Origin of the sequence: Haemophilus influenzae (assembly GCF_003494325.1) — a bacterium.
In the GTDB taxonomy this organism is placed as follows: Bacteria; Pseudomonadota; Gammaproteobacteria; order Enterobacterales; family Pasteurellaceae; genus Haemophilus; species Haemophilus influenzae_I.
The window spans coordinates 167,627-188,976 of record NZ_QQIK01000001.1 but is presented as its reverse complement, the minus strand read 5'-3'; the positions used below and the strand labels follow the sequence as shown (position 1 = coordinate 188,976).

17 protein-coding genes and 1 riboswitch are annotated in these 21,350 nt (G+C 38.6%); of the genes, 3 read left to right on the top strand and 14 right to left on the bottom strand.

Going from position 1 to position 21,350, the window contains the following annotated elements:
* Positions 1-7 precede the first annotated feature (7 nt).
* Positions 8-1,540, top strand: coding sequence for a DHA2 family efflux MFS transporter permease subunit (locus DV356_RS00985; RefSeq protein ID WP_005690551.1), 1,533 nt, complete (start codon positions 8-10; stop codon positions 1,538-1,540).
* A 12-nt stretch (positions 1,541-1,552) separates the two neighbouring features.
* Here DV356_RS00985 and ftsN read toward each other — a convergent pair whose 3' ends face one another.
* From ftsN to DV356_RS00925, 12 genes are all read right to left on the bottom strand, one after another.
* Entirely contained in the window at positions 1,553-2,323 is a 771-nt protein-coding gene (gene ftsN / locus DV356_RS00980; protein WP_015701921.1) for a cell division protein FtsN, read from the bottom strand.
* 234 nt (positions 2,324-2,557) lie between these two features.
* Complete coding sequence (gene acrB, locus DV356_RS00975) at positions 2,558-5,638, bottom strand: multidrug efflux RND transporter permease subunit AcrB (protein WP_192882143.1); 3,081 nt, start codon at positions 5,636-5,638, stop codon at positions 2,558-2,560.
* Between the two features lie 17 nt (positions 5,639-5,655).
* Complete coding sequence (gene acrA, locus DV356_RS00970; protein WP_192882142.1) at positions 5,656-6,852, bottom strand: multidrug efflux RND transporter periplasmic adaptor subunit AcrA; 1,197 nt, start codon at positions 6,850-6,852, stop codon at positions 5,656-5,658.
* Positions 6,853-6,883: 31 nt separating this feature from the next.
* Entirely contained in the window at positions 6,884-7,447 is a 564-nt protein-coding gene (gene acrR, locus DV356_RS00965) for an efflux transporter AcrAB transcriptional repressor AcrR (RefSeq protein WP_032824449.1), read from the bottom strand.
* A gap of 242 nt (positions 7,448-7,689) precedes the next feature.
* Positions 7,690-8,937: an ATP-dependent RNA helicase RhlB gene (rhlB, locus tag DV356_RS00960; protein ID WP_162790433.1), complete on the bottom strand. Its 1,248-nt coding sequence runs from the start codon at positions 8,935-8,937 to the stop codon at positions 7,690-7,692.
* Positions 8,938-9,054: 117 nt separating this feature from the next.
* A complete protein-coding gene (gene yacG, locus DV356_RS00955; RefSeq protein ID WP_005651442.1) occupies positions 9,055-9,261 on the bottom strand; it encodes a DNA gyrase inhibitor YacG in 207 nt (68 codons plus the stop codon).
* Entirely contained in the window at positions 9,254-9,874 is a 621-nt protein-coding gene (coaE, locus tag DV356_RS00950) for a dephospho-CoA kinase (protein ID WP_048955014.1), read from the bottom strand. The genes yacG and coaE overlap by 8 nt, the downstream gene beginning before the upstream one ends.
* Positions 9,875-9,944: 70 nt before the next feature.
* Complete coding sequence (gene glyA, locus DV356_RS00945; protein WP_118806402.1) at positions 9,945-11,210, bottom strand: serine hydroxymethyltransferase; 1,266 nt, start codon at positions 11,208-11,210, stop codon at positions 9,945-9,947.
* A 123-nt stretch (positions 11,211-11,333) separates the two neighbouring features.
* Positions 11,334-12,623 (bottom strand): phosphoribosylamine--glycine ligase, encoded by a 1,290-nt coding sequence (gene purD / locus DV356_RS00940; RefSeq protein WP_118806401.1) that lies wholly within the window; start codon positions 12,621-12,623, stop codon positions 11,334-11,336.
* Between the two features lie 95 nt (positions 12,624-12,718).
* A complete protein-coding gene (gene purH, locus DV356_RS00935) occupies positions 12,719-14,317 on the bottom strand; it encodes a bifunctional phosphoribosylaminoimidazolecarboxamide formyltransferase/IMP cyclohydrolase (RefSeq protein ID WP_118806400.1) in 1,599 nt (532 codons plus the stop codon).
* 188 nt (positions 14,318-14,505) lie between these two features.
* Positions 14,506-14,910 carry a DoxX family protein gene (locus tag DV356_RS00930; RefSeq protein WP_005631262.1) on the bottom strand — a complete coding sequence of 135 codons (405 nt, stop codon included), beginning with the start codon at positions 14,908-14,910 and terminating at the stop codon, positions 14,506-14,508.
* Positions 14,911-15,025: 115 nt separating this feature from the next.
* Complete coding sequence (locus DV356_RS00925) at positions 15,026-16,765, bottom strand: protein-disulfide reductase DsbD (RefSeq protein WP_118806399.1); 1,740 nt, start codon at positions 16,763-16,765, stop codon at positions 15,026-15,028.
* Positions 16,766-16,956: 191 nt separating this feature from the next.
* On the opposite strand from DV356_RS00925, the gene arcA reads away from it, so the two are divergent.
* Both arcA and DV356_RS00915 read left to right on the top strand, forming a co-directional pair.
* Positions 16,957-17,667 carry a two-component system response regulator ArcA gene (gene arcA, locus DV356_RS00920; protein ID WP_118806398.1) on the top strand — a complete coding sequence of 237 codons (711 nt, stop codon included), beginning with the start codon at positions 16,957-16,959 and terminating at the stop codon, positions 17,665-17,667.
* A 176-nt stretch (positions 17,668-17,843) separates the two neighbouring features.
* Positions 17,844-17,954, top strand: a riboswitch (glycine riboswitch).
* Positions 17,955-18,065: 111 nt separating this feature from the next.
* Positions 18,066-19,436 (top strand): alanine/glycine:cation symporter family protein, encoded by a 1,371-nt coding sequence (locus DV356_RS00915; RefSeq protein WP_005648183.1) that lies wholly within the window; start codon positions 18,066-18,068, stop codon positions 19,434-19,436.
* A gap of 58 nt (positions 19,437-19,494) precedes the next feature.
* Here the strand turns inward: DV356_RS00915 and DV356_RS00910 are convergent, their stop codons facing one another.
* Together DV356_RS00910 and ispB are read right to left on the bottom strand one after the other, a co-directional pair.
* On the bottom strand, positions 19,495-20,232 hold the full coding sequence (locus tag DV356_RS00910; RefSeq protein ID WP_061723768.1) for an epoxyqueuosine reductase QueH: 738 nt from the start codon (positions 20,230-20,232) through the stop codon (positions 19,495-19,497).
* 50 nt (positions 20,233-20,282) lie between these two features.
* On the bottom strand, positions 20,283-21,272 hold the full coding sequence (ispB, locus tag DV356_RS00905) for an octaprenyl diphosphate synthase (protein WP_006995542.1): 990 nt from the start codon (positions 21,270-21,272) through the stop codon (positions 20,283-20,285).
* Positions 21,273-21,350 lie beyond the last annotated feature (78 nt).

The following is a 21,350-nucleotide window of genomic DNA, read 5'->3' as shown; positions in this document are numbered from 1 at the left end:
CGGCGTTATGGACAATTCCGCAAAAAAATTCCCGCCTATTCAAGGTGGTGCCCTGATTTTATTAACGCTGGCTTTATCTCTTGCCACCTTTATGCAGGTATTAGATTCTACCATTGCAAATGTGGCAATTCCTACTATTGCGGGCGATCTTGGCGCATCTTTTAGTCAAGGTACGTGGGTAATTACTTCTTTTGGTGTGGCAAATGCGATTTCTATTCCAATAACGGGTTGGTTAGCAAAACGTTTTGGCGAAGTGCGGTTATTTTTAGTCTCAACTTTTTTATTCGTTGTCTCTTCTTGGCTCTGTGGGATTGCGGATAGCCTTGAAGCATTAATTATTTACCGAGTCATTCAAGGTGCTGTCGCAGGTCCAGTGATCCCTCTTTCGCAAAGTTTATTATTAAATAATTATCCACCAGAAAAACGCGGAATGGCATTGGCATTTTGGTCAATGACTATTGTGGTTGCGCCTATTTTTGGCCCAATTTTAGGCGGATGGATTAGCGATAATATCCATTGGGGATGGATCTTTTTTATCAATGTTCCGATCGGTTTGTTAGTTGTGCTAATCAGCTGGAAGATTTTGGGAAGCAGAGAAAGTGAAATTGTTCATCAACCTATTGATAAAGTCGGTTTAGTTTTACTTGTCTTAGGCGTGGGATGTTTGCAATTAATGCTTGATCAGGGTCGTGAGCAAGATTGGTTTAATTCTAATGAAATCATTATATTAGCCGTTGTGGCTGTCGTTTGTCTGATTGCCTTGGTTATTTGGGAATTGACAGATGACAATCCTGTAGTGGATATTTCGCTTTTCCATTCTCGTAATTTTAGCGTAGGGTGTTTATGTACTAGTTTAGCCTTTTTGATTTATCTAGGTTCTGTGGTATTAATTCCGCTCTTGCTACAACAAGTCTTCCATTACACCGCGACGTGGGCAGGGCTTGCGGCTTCCCCAGTTGGATTATTCCCAATTTTGCTTTCACCGATTATTGGGCGTTTCGGTTATAAGATCGATATGCGAATTTTAGTGACGATAAGCTTTATTGTATATGCAATAACATTTTATTGGCGAGCGGTAACTTTCGAGCCATCAATGACATTTGTTGATGTAGCTTTACCACAATTAGTGCAAGGTTTAGCGGTGTCCTGTTTCTTTATGCCACTTACTACAATAACGCTGTCTGGCTTGCCTGCGCATAAAATGGCTTCAGCCTCTAGCTTATTTAACTTCTTGAGAACTTTAGCGGGTTCTGTAGGAACATCTTTGACCACATTTATGTGGTATAATCGTGAAGCTGTTCACCACACTCAATTAACAGAACACATTAATCCTTATAACCCAATTTCCCAAAGTTTTTACCATCAAATGAATCAATTTGGTTTAAGTGATACGCAAACTTCAGCTTACCTCGCTCAACAAATAACATCGCAAGGATTTATTATTGGCGCAAATGAAATATTTTGGTTATCAGCTATGGGATTCTTAGGATTGCTTATTGTGATTTGGTTTGCAAAACCACCTTTTGGTACTCAGCATTAAAATAAATATATATTACATACCAATCACAACACAATCGGTAACAGTTTTAGCTCTACTTTGCGCCTGTACTGCAAGCTCTCGAGTATCAAAACTTGCTACACGAACACGGTTCCATTCGCCGTTAGTTTGTATTTGAGCATTTAATCCTGTCATCTGTAAACGACCTTGCAAATTTTCAGCTTGCGCTCGATTTTTGAAAGCACCGCATTGTAAACCAAATTTCTTGCTATCCCGTACATTATTAACCGTTTTTATTTGTTCTACTTTTTTTGCGCTTTCAATTTTCTGTGAGTCTTGCTTTTTAATTGATTCCGATTTTACGATTTCTGCCTCTGTATTTTTCATATCTTCCGTTTTTTTGGATTGAGTTCTCGTTGCATCTTCTATTCTCTGTTGCTCAGCCAGTTTTCTAGCTTCATCAGCCGCTTTTTGATCTCTTTCTATTTGAATTAAAACTTGACGTTGTTCTTCTGTTAAACGCATATTTTGTTCTACACTCGCTGGATTATTATCTACAGGTACAGTACGCGTTTCTAAGGCTTTAATATAACTCCACACTTCCTCTGGACGATTAGGTAACACACTTTTAGGTTGAGCTTTTTCCTGTTGTGTTATAGCTTGCTGCACGCTTACCTTACTGTTCTTATTTTTCAACAAATAAAGTCCAACAACAAAAACTAGAACAATAAATAAAGCAAGAAAAATCAAGACATTTGTATTCTTTTTCTTATTTTTTTTCTTATTATTTGAGCTACGACGCGCAGCAAAATCTCGATGTGCCACAATAAATTCCTAGATTTGAAGTGATAATTTTAATAATTCAACAAAATTCGCTAAGTTTACTGAAAAATAGTCTTTAAATAAAGACTAACATAAGTGGATTATTTATATAATTAACAGAATAAAAAAATACCGCACTTATACAGGTTATGCTCAAAAAAGTTGGATAAAACAACTATTTATAAGTACAAATTACGTAAGATAACCTAAGTGCGGTTTGTTTTTTCTATGTTTTAATTAGTGGGTTGTTTTATTTTCATCAAAAACCGGTAATGGTTTGTGTTCAGTTGCGACATAGCTATATACCACAGGCAAGACGAACAAGGTGAAAATAGTACCAATGGATAATCCCGCTACAATCACTATCCCAATACTAAAGCGAGATACCGCTCCTGCACCTGTTGCATAGAGTAATGGAATTAAGCCAGCTACCATTGCAGCAGTTGTCATTAGAATTGGACGCAAACGCACTTTTGCCGCGTGAGTGATTGCCTCAATACGAGTTTTACCATAGTTTAGCTGTTCTTCTTTTGCCACTTCGCACATTAAGATACCGTGTTTGGTGATTAATCCCACGAGAGTAATCAACCCAACTTGAGAGTAGATATTTAATGTTGTTCCTGCGATGCTAAAGAAGGATAAAATATTTAAGCTCACCAATGCACCACTTACGGCTAATGGTACGGAAATCATAATTACCATTGGGTCACGTATAGATTCAAACTGAATGGCAAGTACCAAGAATATGATGATAACAGCCAATGCAAAAGTGACGGCTAATGCGTTGCCTTCTTGGACTAATTGACGTGCTTCAGATTTAAAATCAAACGTATAGCCTTGTGGTAAATTGTCCGTTGCATGTTGTTGAAGCCAAGCAATGGCATCACCACTTGATGTACCTGGCATTGGTACAGCACTGATTTCAGCCGAATTTAACTGACTGAAACGCGGTAATGATGTTGGCTGAGTTTCTAATTTCATACTAATAACACTACTTAATGGCACTGATTGACCATTAGATGCAGTTAAATAATAATTTTGGAAACTTTCTGGCGATAAGCGATCATCTCGTTTTACCTGCGAAATGACTTTATAAGCGCGTCCATCCACATCCACACGCGTAACTGTCGCACCAGATAAGAAACTCCCTAAAGTATTACTGATTTGTTGCATCGTGATGCCATAAGTACCAGATTTCTCTTTATCTACTGAAATTGTCATTTGCGCCGTGTCATAGGTCAAATCTAAATTTGTATAAATAAATTTGCCAGAGGCTTTCATCGCACTGAGGAATTTCTCTGCGGTGTTTGCCAAAGATTTATAATCTTGTGCAGTTTTCAATACAATAGAGACTGGAGCGCCTTGTTCCCCTGTATCAATTTCAGGAATGTTAAATACTGATACTGACACTTCTGGAATTGATTTTGCTTTTTCATTAATTTCATTCATTATTGCAGATTGTTTACGTGAACGTTCTTTCCAATCTTTTAATGTGATGATATTTAACGAGCTATTAGAAGTTGGCGCACCAGCAATGCTCATACCAAAAGAGACTTCGGGTGTTTCCATTACATTTTTCATATATGGTTGCATTGCATTTTGAATGTAATCCACATTTACGCTAGATGGCGCGTTACCAATTGCAATAAATGCGCCTTTATCTTCATTTGGCGTTAATTCACTAGAAAGTGAATTAAACAAAAATGGGAGCGTTGAGAAAATCACGACCGCAAAAGCCAGCATTGATTTACGATTGAGCATAACGAGATCAAGCATGTATTCGTAAACACGATTTACTTTACCTAAGGTATGTTCTACGCGTTCTTCCATCCATGTTGGTTTAGCATTGGATTTGAGTAACTTACTACTCATCATTGGCGATAACGTTAATGCCACAACACCAGAAATAAATACTGCACCAGCAAGGGTTAAAGCAAACTCTTTAAACAATGTGCCGGTAATGCCGCCCATTAAAGCCATTGGTGAGTAAACTGCGATCAATGCGATAGTCATAGAAATAACAGGGACTGCAATTTCACGCGTACCAATAATTGCTGCTCGGAATGGCGTTTCTCCCGCTTTAATATGACGATCAATATTCTCCAGCACCACAATAGCATCATCTACGACTAAACCTATGGCAAGAATTAAAGCAAGCAAGGTCATTAAATTAATAGAAAAGTTGAAACTTTGTAGCAGCATTAATACGCCAATAAGAGAAATTGGAATAGCCAATATTGGAATTAAAATGGCACGGAACGAACCGATAAACATTAAAATTACTACTAAAACGATCAAAGTAGCTTCACCAATAGTTTTTATGACCTCGTGAATAGAGCTATTAATGGCAATAGTGCGGTCATAAAGAATATCGCTTTCCATACTGTCTGGCAGTTGTGTTTTTATACTTTCATATAAAGGGCGAATTTTTTCTGCGACAGTCAAAGGGTTTGCTGTTGAGGTTGGATTGATGGCTAACACAACGGACTCTGCGCCATTTGCCGTAGCACGCGAATTATCACTTTCTTTATTTAATTCAACGGTTGCAATATCACGCAAACGCACTAAATCATCGCCATTTGATGAAATAATTAAGTTGCTGAGTTGTTCCACTGATTTCGTTGTAGTCTCCACTTTATTACGATAACTCACATAATAGCCATTATCGTTCCCCGCAGCCGTTTGTACATTATTTGCAGAAAGCGCAGACATCACTGTTGGCACAGAAAGATTTTGAGCTGCCATTTTTTGTGGATCAAGCCAAATACGTAATGCATATTCAGCTGCACCAAATACCTGTACTTCGGCAACACCTTCAATGGTAAACAACTGTGGTTTGACTACACGATTGATGTAATCAGTTACCTGACTAGAATCTAGTTTTTTAGATCGGAAACTGATATACATAATACCGCTCCCACCTGAAGAAGAGGATACACTAGGATCTTCAATACCATTTGGTAATGCTGACTTTACTGCATTCACTTTGGCTAACACATCTGCTAACGCGCCTGCAGGATCGGTATTTAATTTCATTTTTATTGTAATAGTCGAACTACTAGGCGCACTAGTCGAAGACATATAATCAATATTATCGGCTTGCGCGATAGATTCTTCCAATTTTGACGTAACAAATGCTTGGATTAAATTCGCATCTGCCCCTGGATATGCGGTACTCACTGTAATGACTGTAGTAGTCATTTTAGGGTATTCACGCACTGCCAATTTCGAGATTGCTTGCAACCCTAAAATAATCATTAACAAACTAATTGAAACTGCTAAAACAGGACGACGAATAAATATATCGGTAAATTTCATTCGGATTTCCTCATACATTAAAGTGGTGTTTTATGTGCAGGCTCTACTGCACCCACAATATCTTTTTTAATCCATTCCACAAGACTTCCATTACCAATACCTTGCTGACCGCCTGTAATAATTTTATCTCCCGCTTTAACTTCATTTCCCTGTAATTGAGCATAAACACCTTGACGATCTTTAGTAAATACGGTGATCTGTTTCGCACGATAGAGACGATCCAATTTTTCATTACCTGACATTTTTCCTTTTTCTTCTTCAGATAATGGTTCAAGTAAATAGGCAATTTCGCCATACATATTGTAGCTAATAGCTACTTGTAGAACGACAACTTGATTTGTTTCAGTTGGAAGTGCAATGCGTAAGCGAGAGAACATACCTGAAAGCAATTTATGCCCATCTTCAGGATCAAAAGTAGCCTGAACATCAACTAAACCTGTTGATGAATTAATGGCAGGTTCAATCGCCGTGATTCGAGCTGAAAATGTTTCGCCCAAGCGAGCATCTGTTGTCGCTGTAACGCGTTGACCGATATGTAATTTATCTAAATCATTTTGTGAAAGAGCAAAATCCACTTTCATTGAGCTAGTATCTTCTACACGCACAATTTCTGTTCCAACATTCACATATTGACCCACATTTACTTTCACAATACCTGCTTTGCCATCAAATGGCGCAACAATTTTACGACGTTCAATTGCTGCTTTTAGAGATTCAATACTAGCTACTTGAGCATCATAAGCCGCTTTTGCGTTATCCATTTCTTGACGTGATACAGCATTGCTATTTAATAAACCCACATAACGTTGGTAAGTTTGACGAAGTGCTGATAATTGTGCCTGAGCAGCTTGTAGATTAGCTCGTTCAACAGAACTATCAAGCTCCACAAGCACCTCACCTTTTTTCACATTTTGTCCATTTTGAACAAGTACTTGTGAAACCGCGCCCGCATTTTGTGTACTGAGCATTGCGCCTTGATTTGCACGCACAAGACCTGTTGTGTTAATAACTGGCGTCCATTCACGCGGTTGAACTTCAAGTGCGGTTACTGGGCTTGAAGATTCTGGCATTCCTGCAATGGCTCGGCTTATCATTACGCCTTTTATCATATTAAAACCGATGACACCGACAAAAATTAAGACAAATACCACTAAAATTATTTTCATCAAGAAAATATGTGAGCGTTTTGGTCTTTGATGTTGAGTTTGACTCATGTTTAAAGCTCCGTTATAAAAATAACAACAATTATTTCTGAATCGCACGCCAAGAGCGTTCAATCACAGATTCTAAAATTTCAGGCTTAAGATCGAAATCGATAAATTTTGCATCAGAGGCTAAATTTATCGCCGTTTTCAAACTTAATAAAAAGAGAATATCTTCAGATAATTCCGCTAATAGGCCAGCTTTTTGTGCTTGATGACAAAATAAATCCCAACGGCAATTTTTAATGTTTTTACAAATATCTTTGAAATTCGGCAAAGATTCATATTGCTTTAAATTGGATAAGATAGTGGGATTTTCTTGTAAGAAATACCAAATGTTTTTCCACATTTGTCGATACTGTTCGAAAAAAGGCTTAGTTTCATCAAAATCTTTTTCAAGCGTTGCCATAAACATTGAAAACACTCTGTGTGCAAATTGTTCAAGCAACTCATCTTTGTTTTTAAAATAAAGGTAAATCGTTCCTGCGGCCACATTTGCTTCTTTCGCAAGTTTGTGCATAGAAAGTTGATTCAACCCTTCTTTTGCCATTAAACGATCTGTCGCTGAAAAAATCTGTTCAGCTAAGTCTGTTTTAGCTTGTCGCATAAGATCCTTGAGTAAAATAAGGAGCAATAATTGCTCAAAAAATGAATGAGCGTTCATTTTATTTATTTTTTGTTTTTTGGCAAGTTAAAAAACAAAAAACGTAACAATACTTATCTGTAGGTAAGCCGTAAACCCACAAGATGAATGATGAACAAAGGAGGATATAAAAAATAGGAATATAAAATGCAGTCAAAATTAACCGCACTTTTCATCATTAAATAAACGCGTGGACTGAAGCCCACCTATTTTGTGTGATAAGAACGATGTCTTGTATGTCCTTGCGGTGGCACCGCACGTTTCAACCGATACGGTTTCGGCAGTTCAAGCAAGGCTTCTGTTTCATATTGGCTCACAGGGATAGAATGGCCAATATATTCTTCAATTGCTGGTAAATTCATCGCATATTCTTCGCAAGCGAAACTAATCGAAACACCACTTTCCCCTGCTCGTCCAGTGCGACCGATTCGGTGAACATAATCTTCTCGATCATCGGGTAAATCATAATTGAAAACATGCGTCACATCAGAAATATGCAAGCCACGAGCGGCCACATCTGTTGCCACTAAAATATCCAAATCACCATCAGTAAATTGTTTTAATAACGATAAACGTTTTTTCTGTGCTACATCGCCAGTCAGTAAACCGACACGATGCCCATCAGCCGCCAAATAGCCCCAAATTTCTTCACAACGATGTTTCGTATTCGCAAATACAATACAGCGTTCAGGCCATTCATCTTCCATTAAGGTTAAGAGAAGTGCCATTTTATCCTGATTAGATGGATAAAAAAGTTCTTCTTTAATTCGGTGCCCTGTTTTTTGTTCTGGTTCAATTTCAATATATTCAGGTTCATTCATATCTTCAAATGCTAATTCACGCACTTTATAAGAAAGCGTCGCTGAAAATAACATCGTTAAACGAGCTTGCGGAGCGGGGCATTTACGCAATAAATAACGAATATCACGGATAAACCCAAGATCAAACATTCGATCTGCTTCATCTAGCACGACAACTTGGATTTCATCTAAACCAATTACGCCTTGTTTCACATAATCAATGACTCGCCCCGTCGTACCAATCAAAATATCGACGCCACGCTCAATCACTTGTAGTTGTTTATCATAACCATCGCCACCATAGGCAAGTGCGGTCTTTAATCCACTCGCTTTTGCAAGAAATTCTGCGTCATTACTAATCTGTACCGCTAATTCTCGAGTAGGTGCTAAAATCAAAGCTCTTGGGTGAGGATATTTAAGATTAGGATCTTGGTGAGTTAAAAGATGGTGAAAAGTAGCCGTTAAAAAAGCCATTGTCTTGCCTGTACCAGTTTGAGCTTGTCCTGCGACATCTCGTCCATTTAAACTGATAGGCAAGGATAAAGCCTGAATTGGGGTACAAAAATCAAAGCCTTTTTTTGCCAAAGCATCTCGTACAATCGGGTGTAGAGGAAGAGCGGAGAATCGTTGTTGGCTTAAATAATCTTGTTGCATAAAAATCACATTTTAGAATAATAAAATTACGTTTAGCATAGCATTTTTAGGAAAAATCCTCAAAAAAAGCACCGCACTTATAAAAATTAACCGATAGGGTTTCCTATCGGTTAATCTCTATTTAATGCTCCATTCGTCACTCACATTTGGATCCATTGCAAAATCAGCAGTATCACTTGGAATCGCTTTTTCTTCAGCCGCCCATTCGCCAAGATCGATTAACTGGCAACGTTTGCTACAAAAAGGTCGAAAAGTACTTTCATTTATCCAAGGCACCGATTTTTGGCAAATCGGACAAGGTACTTCAATCATTTCGTCAGGCATTTTTATTTTCCGCTTGTTGTAAATAAAACTGGTGCAATTCTAGCACCTTTTGCTGCAAGTGCGGTAAGTTTTGGGCCAGATCAGCATCATTGTTAATCACATCATCCGCCCATTTTAAACGCTCTTGTTGAGAAACTTGAGAATTCATAATTCGTTGAATTTGCTCAAAATTATTGTTATCTCGTTGAGCTGAACGAGCAAGTTGAGTTTGTGGACTCACATCCACCACCAAAATACGATCACAAAGTGCGGTCAATTTATTTTCTATTAATAAAGGGACGACAAATAATGTGTAAGGCGCAGTTTGTTCAGCTAATTTTTGTTTCATTCGTTCACGAATAGCGGGATGTAAAAGATTATTTAACCACAATTTATCTTCATCATGGTTAAACACTCGCTCTCGTAAAGCCGCGCGATTAAGCTCGCCTTGTTCCGTTAAAATTTGAGCCCCAAAATGTTCAACAATTTTTGACAATAAGGGGGAATCTTTCGCAACGACTTCTCTAGCAACCACATCCGCATCCACTAGAGGTACGCCAAGATCGGCAAATAAATTAGCAATCATTGTTTTACCACTACCAATGCCACCAGTTAAGCCAACAATATAAGTCATATAATTTCCCATAAAAAATAAGCGGCGATATTAATCGCCGCTAAACATATAATCAACGAAAGAAAATAAATCATTTCGGATAAACTGGAAGACGTTTACAAATTGCTAATACTTTTTCTTTAGTTTCAGCAATCACTTGTTCTTCATTTTCTTTGCCTAAAGCATCTAAAACATCACACATCCAGCCAGCTAATTCACGCACATCATTTTCATTGAAACCACGACGAGTCACAGATGGTGTACCTACACGGATGCCAGAAGTAACAAATGGTTTTTGCGGATCGTTTGGTACTGCATTTTTATTCACGGTAATATTTGCTTTGCCTAATGCCGCATCAGCTGCTTTACCTGTTAATCCTTGTTTAATGAAACTTACTAAGAACAAGTGGTTTTCAGTACCATTTGACACAACGTCATAACCACGTTGTTTAAATACTTCAACCATTGCTTTTGCATTTTTGATTACATTTGCTTGGTATTCTTTATATTGAGGCTCTAATGCTTCTTTAAAGCAAACTGCTTTTGCCGCAATAATATGAACTAATGGACCACCTTGATTTGCAGGGAATACGGATGATTGTAATTTTTTGTAGATTTCTTCATCGCCACAAGATGAAAGAATTAAACCACCACGCGGACCGCCCAATGTTTTGTGAGTTGTTGTTGTCACAACATGTGCATGCGGTAGTGGATTTGGATATAAACCCGCTGCAATTAATCCTGCTACATGCGCCATATCCACAAATAAATATGCACCAACTTCATCTGCGATTTCACGCATTTTCGCCCAATCCACAACTTGTGAATAAGCCGAGAAACCCGCAACGATAAGTTTTGGTTTACATTCTAATGCTTTTTGACGAACATCTTCATAATCAATTAAGCCATCCGCAGTAATTCCATAAAGTATAGAGTTATAAATTTTGCCAGAGAAACTGACTTTTGCACCGTGAGTTAAGTGCCCACCGTGAGCCAAATCCATACCTAAAATAGTATCGCCTGCATTAATCAATGCACCATACACTGCAGCGTTTGCTTGTGAACCAGAGTGCGGTTGAACATTCACGTAATCTGCACCAAATAATTCTTTCGCACGGTCAATTGCTAACTGTTCCACAATGTCCGCATACTCACAACCACCGTAATAACGTTTACCTGGATAGCCTTCTGCGTATTTATTAGTAAATTGTGAACCTTGCGCTTCCATCACACGTGGACTCGCATAGTTTTCAGATGCAATGAGTTCGATATGTTCTTCTTGACGACGATTTTCATCTTGGATCGCTTGCCACAATACTGGATCGTAATCAGCGATAGTCATATTTCTTGTAAACATTGTGTTCTCCTCTTATGTAATTTATGGCAGATAGTTTAACTGTTTATGGATAAAAATTTAATTAAAATTTCATTCCTAAATTTTCATCACTTAAATGAAATTAATTCATCATAATGATATGGATTATTTTTGCAACTCTCGTTCCACAGCCCTGTAACCAATATCTCGACGATAAAAACGCCCAGACCATTGAATTTGCTCAGCCAGTTTTAACGCTTTCTGTTGTGCCTCAAATACGCTTTCACCTAATGCAGTCACACAAAGTACACGACCGCCGTTTGTGACTAGCTTGCCTTCTTGTTCTGCGACACCCGCTAAGAAAACTTTCTCGTTTTTGACCGCACTTTTAGGCAATCCGCTGATTTCATCGCCTTTACGATAATCTTTTGGGTATCCCTCTGCAGCCAATACGATACCTAAAGAAGCTCGTGTATCCCATTGTGATATTACTTCATCTAATTTGCCGTCACATGCTTTAAGACAGAGTTCAACAAGGTCTGATTTGAGACGTAGCATTATTGGCTGCGTTTCTGGATCGCCAAAACGGCAGTTAAATTCGATCACTTTCGGCTGCCCATTTGGCATAATCATTAATCCTGCATATAGGAAACCCGTGTAAACATTGCCTTCCGCTGCCATGCCATTAACGGTTGGGTAAATCACTTCCTTCATAATGCGACTATGAATTTCGGGTGTTACTACTGGTGCAGGCGAATACGCACCCATACCGCCTGTATTTAACCCCGTATCATTTTCGCCCACGCGTTTATGATCTTGGCTAGTCGCCATAGGTTCTACGTTTTTACCATCTACCATGACGATAAAACTTGCTTCTTCGCCATCTAGAAATTCTTCAATCACTACTCGGCTGCCTGCTTCGCCAAAGGCATTACCAGAAAGCATATCACGTACTGCATCTTCGGCTTCTTGCAATGTCATCGCAACGATTACGCCTTTACCCGCCGCCAAACCATCCGCTTTAACGACAATTGGTGTGCCTTTCTCACGCAAGTAAGCCAATGCTGGTTCGACTTCGGTAAAGTTTTGATATTCTGCTGTTGGGATTTTATGGCGAGCGAGAAAATCTTTAGTGAATGCCTTTGAACCTTCCAATTGCGCAGCCGCTTTAGTTGGCCCAAAAATCTTCAATCCAGCTTCACGAAATGCATCAACTACCCCAATCACTAAGGGGGCTTCAGGACCAACAATGGTTAATCCAATTTGTTTATCTTGAGCAAATTTCACTAATGCGGGAATATCTGTCGCAGAAATATTCACGTTTTCTACTTTGTGTTCCAATGCAGTACCAGCGTTACCCGGTGCGACAAAAACTTTATCTGCTAATGGAGATTGTGCAGCTTTCCAAGCCAAGGCGTGTTCACGACCGCCGTTTCCGATGATGAGGATGTCCATGTTGTAGTCCTTGCGTATGCCTAATTTAAAAAAAGTACGGCTATTTTTTACCTGCAATTCCCCCTCTTTTGTAAAGAGGGGGATAGTTAGATAAATTAATGTCTAAAATGTCGCATTCCAGTTAATACCATCACCATATTATGTTCATCCGCCGCATCAATGACTTCTTGATCGCGCATTGAACCACCTGGATGGATCACACATTGAATCCCCACTTTCGCTGCAGCATCAATGCCATCACGGAATGGGAAGAACGCATCAGATGCCATCACACAACCTGCCACGGTCAAGCCTTCATCCTGTGCTTTGATACCTGCAATTTTGGCCGAATACACACGGCTCATTTGACCTGCACCAATGCCGATAGTTTGATTGTCTTTGGCGTAAACAATGGCATTCGATTTCACAAATTTTGCCACTTTCCAGCAGAATAATAAGTCTTTTAATTCTTGTTCAGTTGGCTGACGTTTACTCACGACTTTTAAATCATCCACGCCAACCATACCTAAATCCGCATCTTGTACTAATAAACCGCCGTTTACACGTTTGAAATCCAAACGTTCGGAGCGAGAAGTCCATTCACCACATTCAAGCAAACGAACATTTTTCTTACGTTTCACGACTTCTTGCGCTTCAGCAGAAACTTTCGGTGCGATAACCACTTCAACGAATTGGCGTTCCACAATTTCATTCGCCGTTTTTTCGTCTAATTCACGGTTAAAAGCAATAATGCCACCAAAAGCAGACGTTGGATCGGTTTGGTAAGCGCGATTATAGGCGTCTAAAATATCCTTACCTAACGCCACGCCACATGGATTGGCATGTTTAACGATTACGCAAGCTGGCTCGTCAAATTCTTTCACGCATTCAAGTGCTGCATCAGTGTCGGCAATATTATTGTAAGACAAGGCTTTACCTTGCAGTTGATTAGCTGTAGCCACGCTCGCTTCTTTCACATTTAAATCAACATAAAATGCCGCATTTTGATGGGCGTTTTCGCCGTAACGCATAGTTTGTTTACGCACGAAGTTAAGGTTTAAAGTCCGTGGGAATTGACCGCACTTCGCATTCGCCTCTTCTTCCTCTGCAATATGATAAGGTTTTACTAGCTGACCGAAATAGTTGGCAATCATAGAATCGTATTGCGCGGTATGTTCAAATGCTTTAATCGCAAGGTCAAAACGAGTTTCAAAAGTTAGGCTGTTTTGATGTTGATCCATTTCGGCTAGAATTGCGTTGAAATCATTGTTATTAACTACGATCGCCACATCTTTGTGGTTTTTCGCCGCAGAACGCACCATTGTAGGCCCCCCAATATCGATATTTTCTACCGCATCAGCCAAAGTGCAATCAGGTTTTGCCACAGTGGCAGCAAAGGGATATAAATTCACAACGACCATATCAATGCCTTCAATGGCATGTTGCTGCATGATGGCATCATCTGTACCACGACGACCAAGAATCCCACCATGTATTTTGGGATGTAAGGTTTTCACTCGACCGTCCATCATTTCTGGGAAACCTGTGTAATCAGACACTTCCATTATAGGTAAACCATTTTGTGCTAAAAGTTTTGCCGTTCCACCTGTTGAAAGTAGTTTTACACCACGTTTAACTAAACCTTGAGCAAACTCTACAATACCCGTTTTATCAGACACACTCAGTAAAGCCTGACGAATTGGACGATCTGCCATTGTATTTTCCTTTCATTAAATAGTTAAAAATAAGCGATGAGAATTATAACGCAAACGTTTGCTTAAATATAGAAAAGATTAAATATAATTTCTTAAAGTGCGGTAAAAAATGCGATAAATTTCAGACATAAAAAAGCCCACATAAATGTGGGCAAAAATAAGGATAAAATTATGAAACTACAACTAAACTACTTTTTAAAAAACTTATTATCTAAAGCACAAGCACCTGCGCCAGAAAATACAAAATATAGAAAGAGAAGTGAGTAAAGTAATGCAAGCTCGCCGCCATTTGCAATTGGGAAAAATAGGTTTCCTTTTCCTGCTACGTGGAGAAAGAAATAGGCATATGCCATTTCCCCTGACAAAATAAACGCGGCTTGGCGTGTAAATAAACCTAAGATTAATAAAATGGAACCAACAATTTCAATTACGCCTGCCACTAGTAGCATTGGATCGCCTACTGCACCATTTCCTCCAGTCATAGAAATTGGAAATTCCAAAAATTTTGCCGTGCCGTGTAAAATAAACATATAAGCGACAACGATACGTAAAAATGCCAAGAAATACGGGCGATATTTTTCAAGATTGTTCATTTGCTTTCCTTTTGTTTAAAGATGAATTAAAACCTAGCTATAGTAATGATTAGCTATTTGTTAAACAAGATGTATAACAGAAAAAGAGTTTTTACTTATTGTAAATAATTCTAACTTAATGCAAGGCTTTTAACCAATTGGAAAAAGCATCAGCATCCATAAAACCCGTTACTCTACTTCCTTTAATTTCATTATTTTGCTGATCAAAAAATAAAATCGTAGGCAATCCCATCACATTAAAGCGTTCCATTAATGCTTTATTTTCTGGGCTATTCTTTGTCATATTCACTTGTAACAATAAGATATTTTGAAATTGCTGTTGCACTTGTGGATCTGAAAACGTCAGCTTTTCAAATTCTTTACAAGCAACACACCAATCCGCGTATAAATCCAACATAGCAATTGAATGCGGATTTTCCGCTAAAGTGCGGTCAAGTTCTTCAGTATTTTTAATTTGCTTAAATTTAACTTGAGAAACAGGCATATTTTCTACCGCACTTTGTGTTGTAGTTTGAGTTTGCCAAATCCAATTTTGCAGGGGTTGTACAGTAACCATAGCCAACGCAAAACTAATAATTTTAATAGCATAACCAAAACCGTTCTTAGACATCTGCAACGCAAACCAAATAAAAAATACTGTCGCTAACCCAGCCCATAAGCGAGGTTCCCATACTTCAGGCAAAATACGAGAAAGTAAAAATACAGGTAACGCTAACATCACAAAGCCGAATGTTTGTTTCACTGTGTTCATCCACTCACCTGATTTTGGCAAAATTTTATTACCAAACAATGTGATTAACATTAGCGGTACGCCCATACCAAGTGCGAGCAAATAAAGGGTTGCTGCGCCTGTGAATAAATCGCCACTTTGCGCCACATAAAGTAAAGCACCAGAAAGTGGCGCAGATGTGCAAGGTGATGCCACCAGCCCAGCAATCATTCCCATTGCAAAGGCTCCGCCAAAAGCACCCGAGGTTTGTTTTTGGCTCCATGTATTGAGTTTATTTTGTAAGCTATTTGGCAATTGAATAGTAAATAACCCAAACATTGAAAGGGCAAGAGCAACAAATAAAATAGAAAGCCCTATCATCACATAAGGATGTTGCAAGGCGATTTGAAACGGCAAACCGATAGCCGCTACCGCGAGCCCTAACAAGGTGTAAGTCAGTGCCATGCCTTGAACATAAAGAAAAGCTAAACTAAACGCTCGCATCATATTTGGACGTTGTTGCTGACCGATAACAATAGCAGAAAGCAACGGTAACATTGGCAATACGCAAGGCGTAAAAGCCAGTCCCAATCCTAATAAAAAGAAACCAAAAATTGTCCATTTACTATGGAATAAACCATCAGCTAAACGATCTTGTTCAGATAAAAGTGCGGTATTTTTTTCAACTGTTTTTTCGACAATTTGCTCTTGAGAAACGGCTAAATCCCCAATTCGTAATACTTTAGTTTCAGGCGGATAGCAAAAACCTTCGGTACATCCTTGATAAGTGATTTCAACCTTATCATCAGCATTATTAAATGTGCCCCTAAATATGCCATCAATTGAGTGAGTAAAAACTTTTACTTCGCCAAAATAAGGATCTTGATGTAATTCCGCCGCCTGTTGGGTATGTAAAGAGAGAGGATTTGATTTACCGACTAACTCAGCACTAATTTTATCTTGATACAAATAATAGCCATCGGCAATATCCCAATGGGCTTGTAACTGGCTTTTATCTGTAGATAAAGTAGCAGAAAAAGCAAAAGCATCATCTACTTTTAAAAAGGTTTGTTTTTTATCGAATAAACCTGAATTAGCCGCAAAAGCGGTGAAAATCAGCGTAAAAAAAAGAAAGAGTTTTTTCATAGAATTGAGTGTAAAAATATAGATTCTCGAAATTCTATCACAAAGAAAGTTGAATACCTAAAACTATGATTTAGATCACAAAAACGAAAATCAAGTAAAAAATCACCGCACTTTTTTATTGTTACAATAATGTTGCACAGATAGAATGATAGCTTTGATAGCATACGCCAAAATAAGTATAAGGATGGAAAATGGCTACTCCAAAAATTCTCGTTGTTGAAGATGAAATTGTCACTCGAAATACGCTTAAAGGGATTTTTGAAGCGGAAGGATATGATGTGTTTGAAGCAGAAAATGGTGTTGAAATGCATCATATATTGGCAAATCATAATATTAATTTGGTTGTGATGGATATTAATTTACCAGGTAAAAACGGCTTATTATTGGCAAGAGAACTCCGTGAAGAATTAAGCTTACCTCTTATTTTTTTAACTGGTCGAGATAATGAAGTGGATAAAATTTTAGGTCTGGAAATTGGTGCCGACGATTATTTAACCAAACCTTTTAACCCTAGAGAACTGACTATCCGCGCACGTAATCTATTGCATCGCACAATGTCGCATCAAGAAAAAGAAAATACATTTGGTCGAGAATTCTATCGTTTTAATGGTTGGAAATTAGACCTAAATAGCCACAGTTTAATTACACCAGAAGGACAAGAATTCAAACTTCCTCGCAGTGAATTTCGTGCAATGTTACATTTCTGTGAAAATCCAGGAAAATTGCAAACGCGCAAAGAATTGCTCAAAAAAATGACGGGACGAGAGTTAAAACCTCAGGATCGTACCGTAGATGTCACAATTCGACGTATCAGAAAACATTTTGAAGATCATCCAAATACTCCAAATATCATTATGACTATACATGGAGAAGGCTATCGTTTTTGCGGAGATATTGAATAAAGTGATTGTTCTACATAAAAATTCCTTTTTGAAATTCATTTCGTGTTTTGTTAGAATTCGCACACTTTTCAATATCTAATGGAAAGTGAGTTCGGATGAAGGTAGCTGGAGAGCGGGGAATTGACCCCACACCGACGATGTAAAATCTTTCAGGTGCGATGGCAGGGACTGTTACTGGACGAACCCTTGGAGAGATCCATTTTAGAAATGGACGCCGAAGGCGCAAAAGAGCGGTTAATTTTTCAATCGTTTTTCAAACGCTCAGGCAAAAGGACAGGGGCAAAAGACAATCTATTGTAAGTGTGGAAATTATTTATTTTTTACCGCACTTTCTTTTCTATTGTATCTTTTCGTCTTCTTGTCGTGTTTATTTTTGATTTAAACGACGAGGAATCACAATGACAATTGAGTCAATTCTTTCAGCTATTGATAGCTTTATTTGGGGCGCACCGCTACTCATACTCTTATCGGGCACGGGGCTCTATTTAACGTTACGCTTAGGCTTTATTCAAATTCGCTACTTACCGCGCGCACTAGGTTATTTGTTCAAAAAAGATAAAGGTGGAAAAGGGGACGTTTCCTCTTTTGCCGCACTTTGTACTGCATTAGCTGCAACAATTGGAACGGGTAATATTGTGGGCGTAGCAACTGCGGTACAAGCAGGTGGGCCAGGGGCTATTTTTTGGATGTGGCTGGTTGCTTTGTTAGGAATGGCAACAAAATATGCTGAATGTTTACTCGCGGTTAAATACCGTGTTCGCGATAAAAATGGCTTTATGGCTGGCGGCCCGATGTATTACATTGAACGCGGACTAGGTATCAAATGGTTAGCAAAATTATTTGCATTATTTGGTGTGATGGTGGCCTTTTTCGGGATCGGCACATTCCCACAGGTCAATGCGATTACCCATGCAATGCAAGATACTTTTAATATTCCAGTTTTAGTTACTGCAATTATTGTGACGCTTTTAGTCGGCTTAATTATTCTTGGCGGTGTAAAACGTATTGCAACCGCATCATCGGTAATTGTGCCGTTTATGGCGATTTTATATGTCACGACTTCACTGGTTATTATCCTTTTAAATATAGAAAAAGTACCAGATGCGATTTTATTGATTATTGATAGTGCTTTTGATCCGCAAGCAGCATTAGGCGGTGCCGTAGGGCTTACTGTGATGAAAGCGATTCAATCAGGCGTTGCGCGCGGCATTTTCTCCAATGAATCAGGTTTAGGAAGCGCACCAATTGCAGCTGCAGCGGCACAAACTCGTGAACCTGTTCGACAAGGCTTAATTTCCATGACAGGTACATTCTTAGATACCATCATCGTTTGTACAATGACAGGTATTGTATTGGTATTAACGGGAGCGTGGAACAATCCTGAATTAGCGGGTGCTACCGTCACAAACTATGCCTTTGCACAAGGTTTAGGCACATCAATTGGTGCAACGATTGTAACAGTTGGTTTATTATTTTTTGCATTCACTACTATTTTAGGTTGGTGTTACTACGGGGAACGTTGCTTTGTTTATCTCGTCGGTATTCGTGGCGTAAAACTATATCGTCTAGCTTATATTATGTTGGTTGGTTTAGGGGCATTCTTACACTTAAATTTAATATGGATTATCGCCGATATTGTAAATGGTTTGATGGCTTTCCCAAATCTTATCGCGCTTATTGGATTGCGAAAAGTGATCATTGAAGAAACAAAAGATTATTTTCAACGTTTAAAAATTAATCATTATGATCAAGATGAAGTGATAAAATAGTGAAATAAAAGGTGCTGTTCAGCAAATTCTGTGAAACAACACCTTTATTTTTCTATTTTTAATCAGCACTATAATACAATTTTCCGATTTCAATTTTTTGACGACCCGTCTCTTCTCGCCATTTATTACTATCACGTAAAGAATACACACAACCGCAATATTCTTGTTGATAGAATCGCTCACGCTTACTAATTTCAATCATGCGTTGCGAGCCACCTTCTTTTCGCCAGTTATAATCCCAATAAACTACATTATCATATTTTTCCGCCGCACGATGTCCACAGCCATTGATTTGATTCATATCTTTCCAGCGAGAAATTCCCAAGCAACTAGTAAATACAGGGAAACCATGTTCATGAGCATATTCAGCAGCTTTTTCAAAGCGCATATCAAAACACATTGTGCAGCGAATACCTCTTTCAGGCTCCCATTCCATACCCTTAGCACGATCAAACCAATTTTGACGATCGTAATCAGCATCAATAAATGGAATACCAAATTTTTTTGCAAAACGGATATTTTCTTCTTTACGAATCAAATATTCTTTGAGTGGATGAATGTTTGGATTATAAAAATAAATCGTAAATTCAATGCCTGATGCAAGAATTGCTTCCATCACTTCGCCAGAGCAAGGCGCACAACAAGAATGCAAAAGGAGCTTATTGTGTCCATCTGGCAACTCAAGTTTTTCACGAATAAAAGGTGCGTTAGGATCCTTACGGATTTTTTGTTTTCGCGGTTTAGCTTGAAAATTGACCGCACTTTTTTCTAGTTTAGGTTGAAGTTCTGTATTCATAAAGTTTAATTAAAATTAATGGGTATCAAGTATATAAGCTAAATTATGGACTAATAATTTCTATCCACAGACAAATATGCCAATGAAATCAACGCTTGTTTATATTCACTTTCTGGCAAAATTTCGATTGCATCCACTGCTTTTTGAGCCTCTTCTTTTGCACGATTCATTGCGTAATCTAAAGACTTATGCTCAGTCATAATAGCTAATACTTCATCAATTGCTTCACGTTTACCACCTTGCTCAATCGCTTCGCGAATTAAAGCTGCCTGTTGAGCATTTCCATGACGCATAGCGTGTAGTAGAGGAAGGGTTGGTTTTCCTTCAGCTAAATCATCGCCTACATTTTTACCTAGAGCTTGTGCATTTGCACTATAATCCAATACATCATCCACGAGCTGAAATGCAGTGCCAAGATAACGCCCATAATCTTGTAAAGCCTTTTCTTGAGCTTCTGTTCCACCCGCGACAATTGCCGCAGCCTGACCAGCCACTTCAAACAAACGGGCAGTTTTGCTATAAATTACACGCATATAATTAGCTTCGCTCGTTTCGGGATCATTAACATTCATTAACTGCTGAACTTCGCCTTCCGCTAAAACATTAGTCGCATCAGCCATAATACTTAAAATTTTCAATGATTCTAATTGTGCAACTAATTGAAATGCACGCGTATAAATAAAATCGCCTACCAACACACTCGCTGCATTACCAAATTCAGCATTCGCCGTAGCACGCCCACGACGCATATCAGATTCATCTACGACATCATCGTGTAACAAAGAAGCGGTATGAATAAATTCAACAAAAGTAGCACAAGTAATTGAATTAGATCCTTCAAACCCTAAAGATCGTGCTGCGAGAACTGCGATCAACGGGCGGATCCGCTTACCACCACCTTGAACAATATAAAAACCTAACTGTCCTATTAGCGGTACATCTGAATTAAGCTGAGCAAGAATATTTTGATTAACTTTTTGCATATCTGGATCTGCAAGTTTCTGGATCTCGTCTATGCTCATAAGATCTTGTTTCTTCATTTTTCATCATTTATCAGTCAAAAGTGCGGTACATTTTACCCGAATTTTCAGACTTTCTGAAATCAATCCGCAAATGAA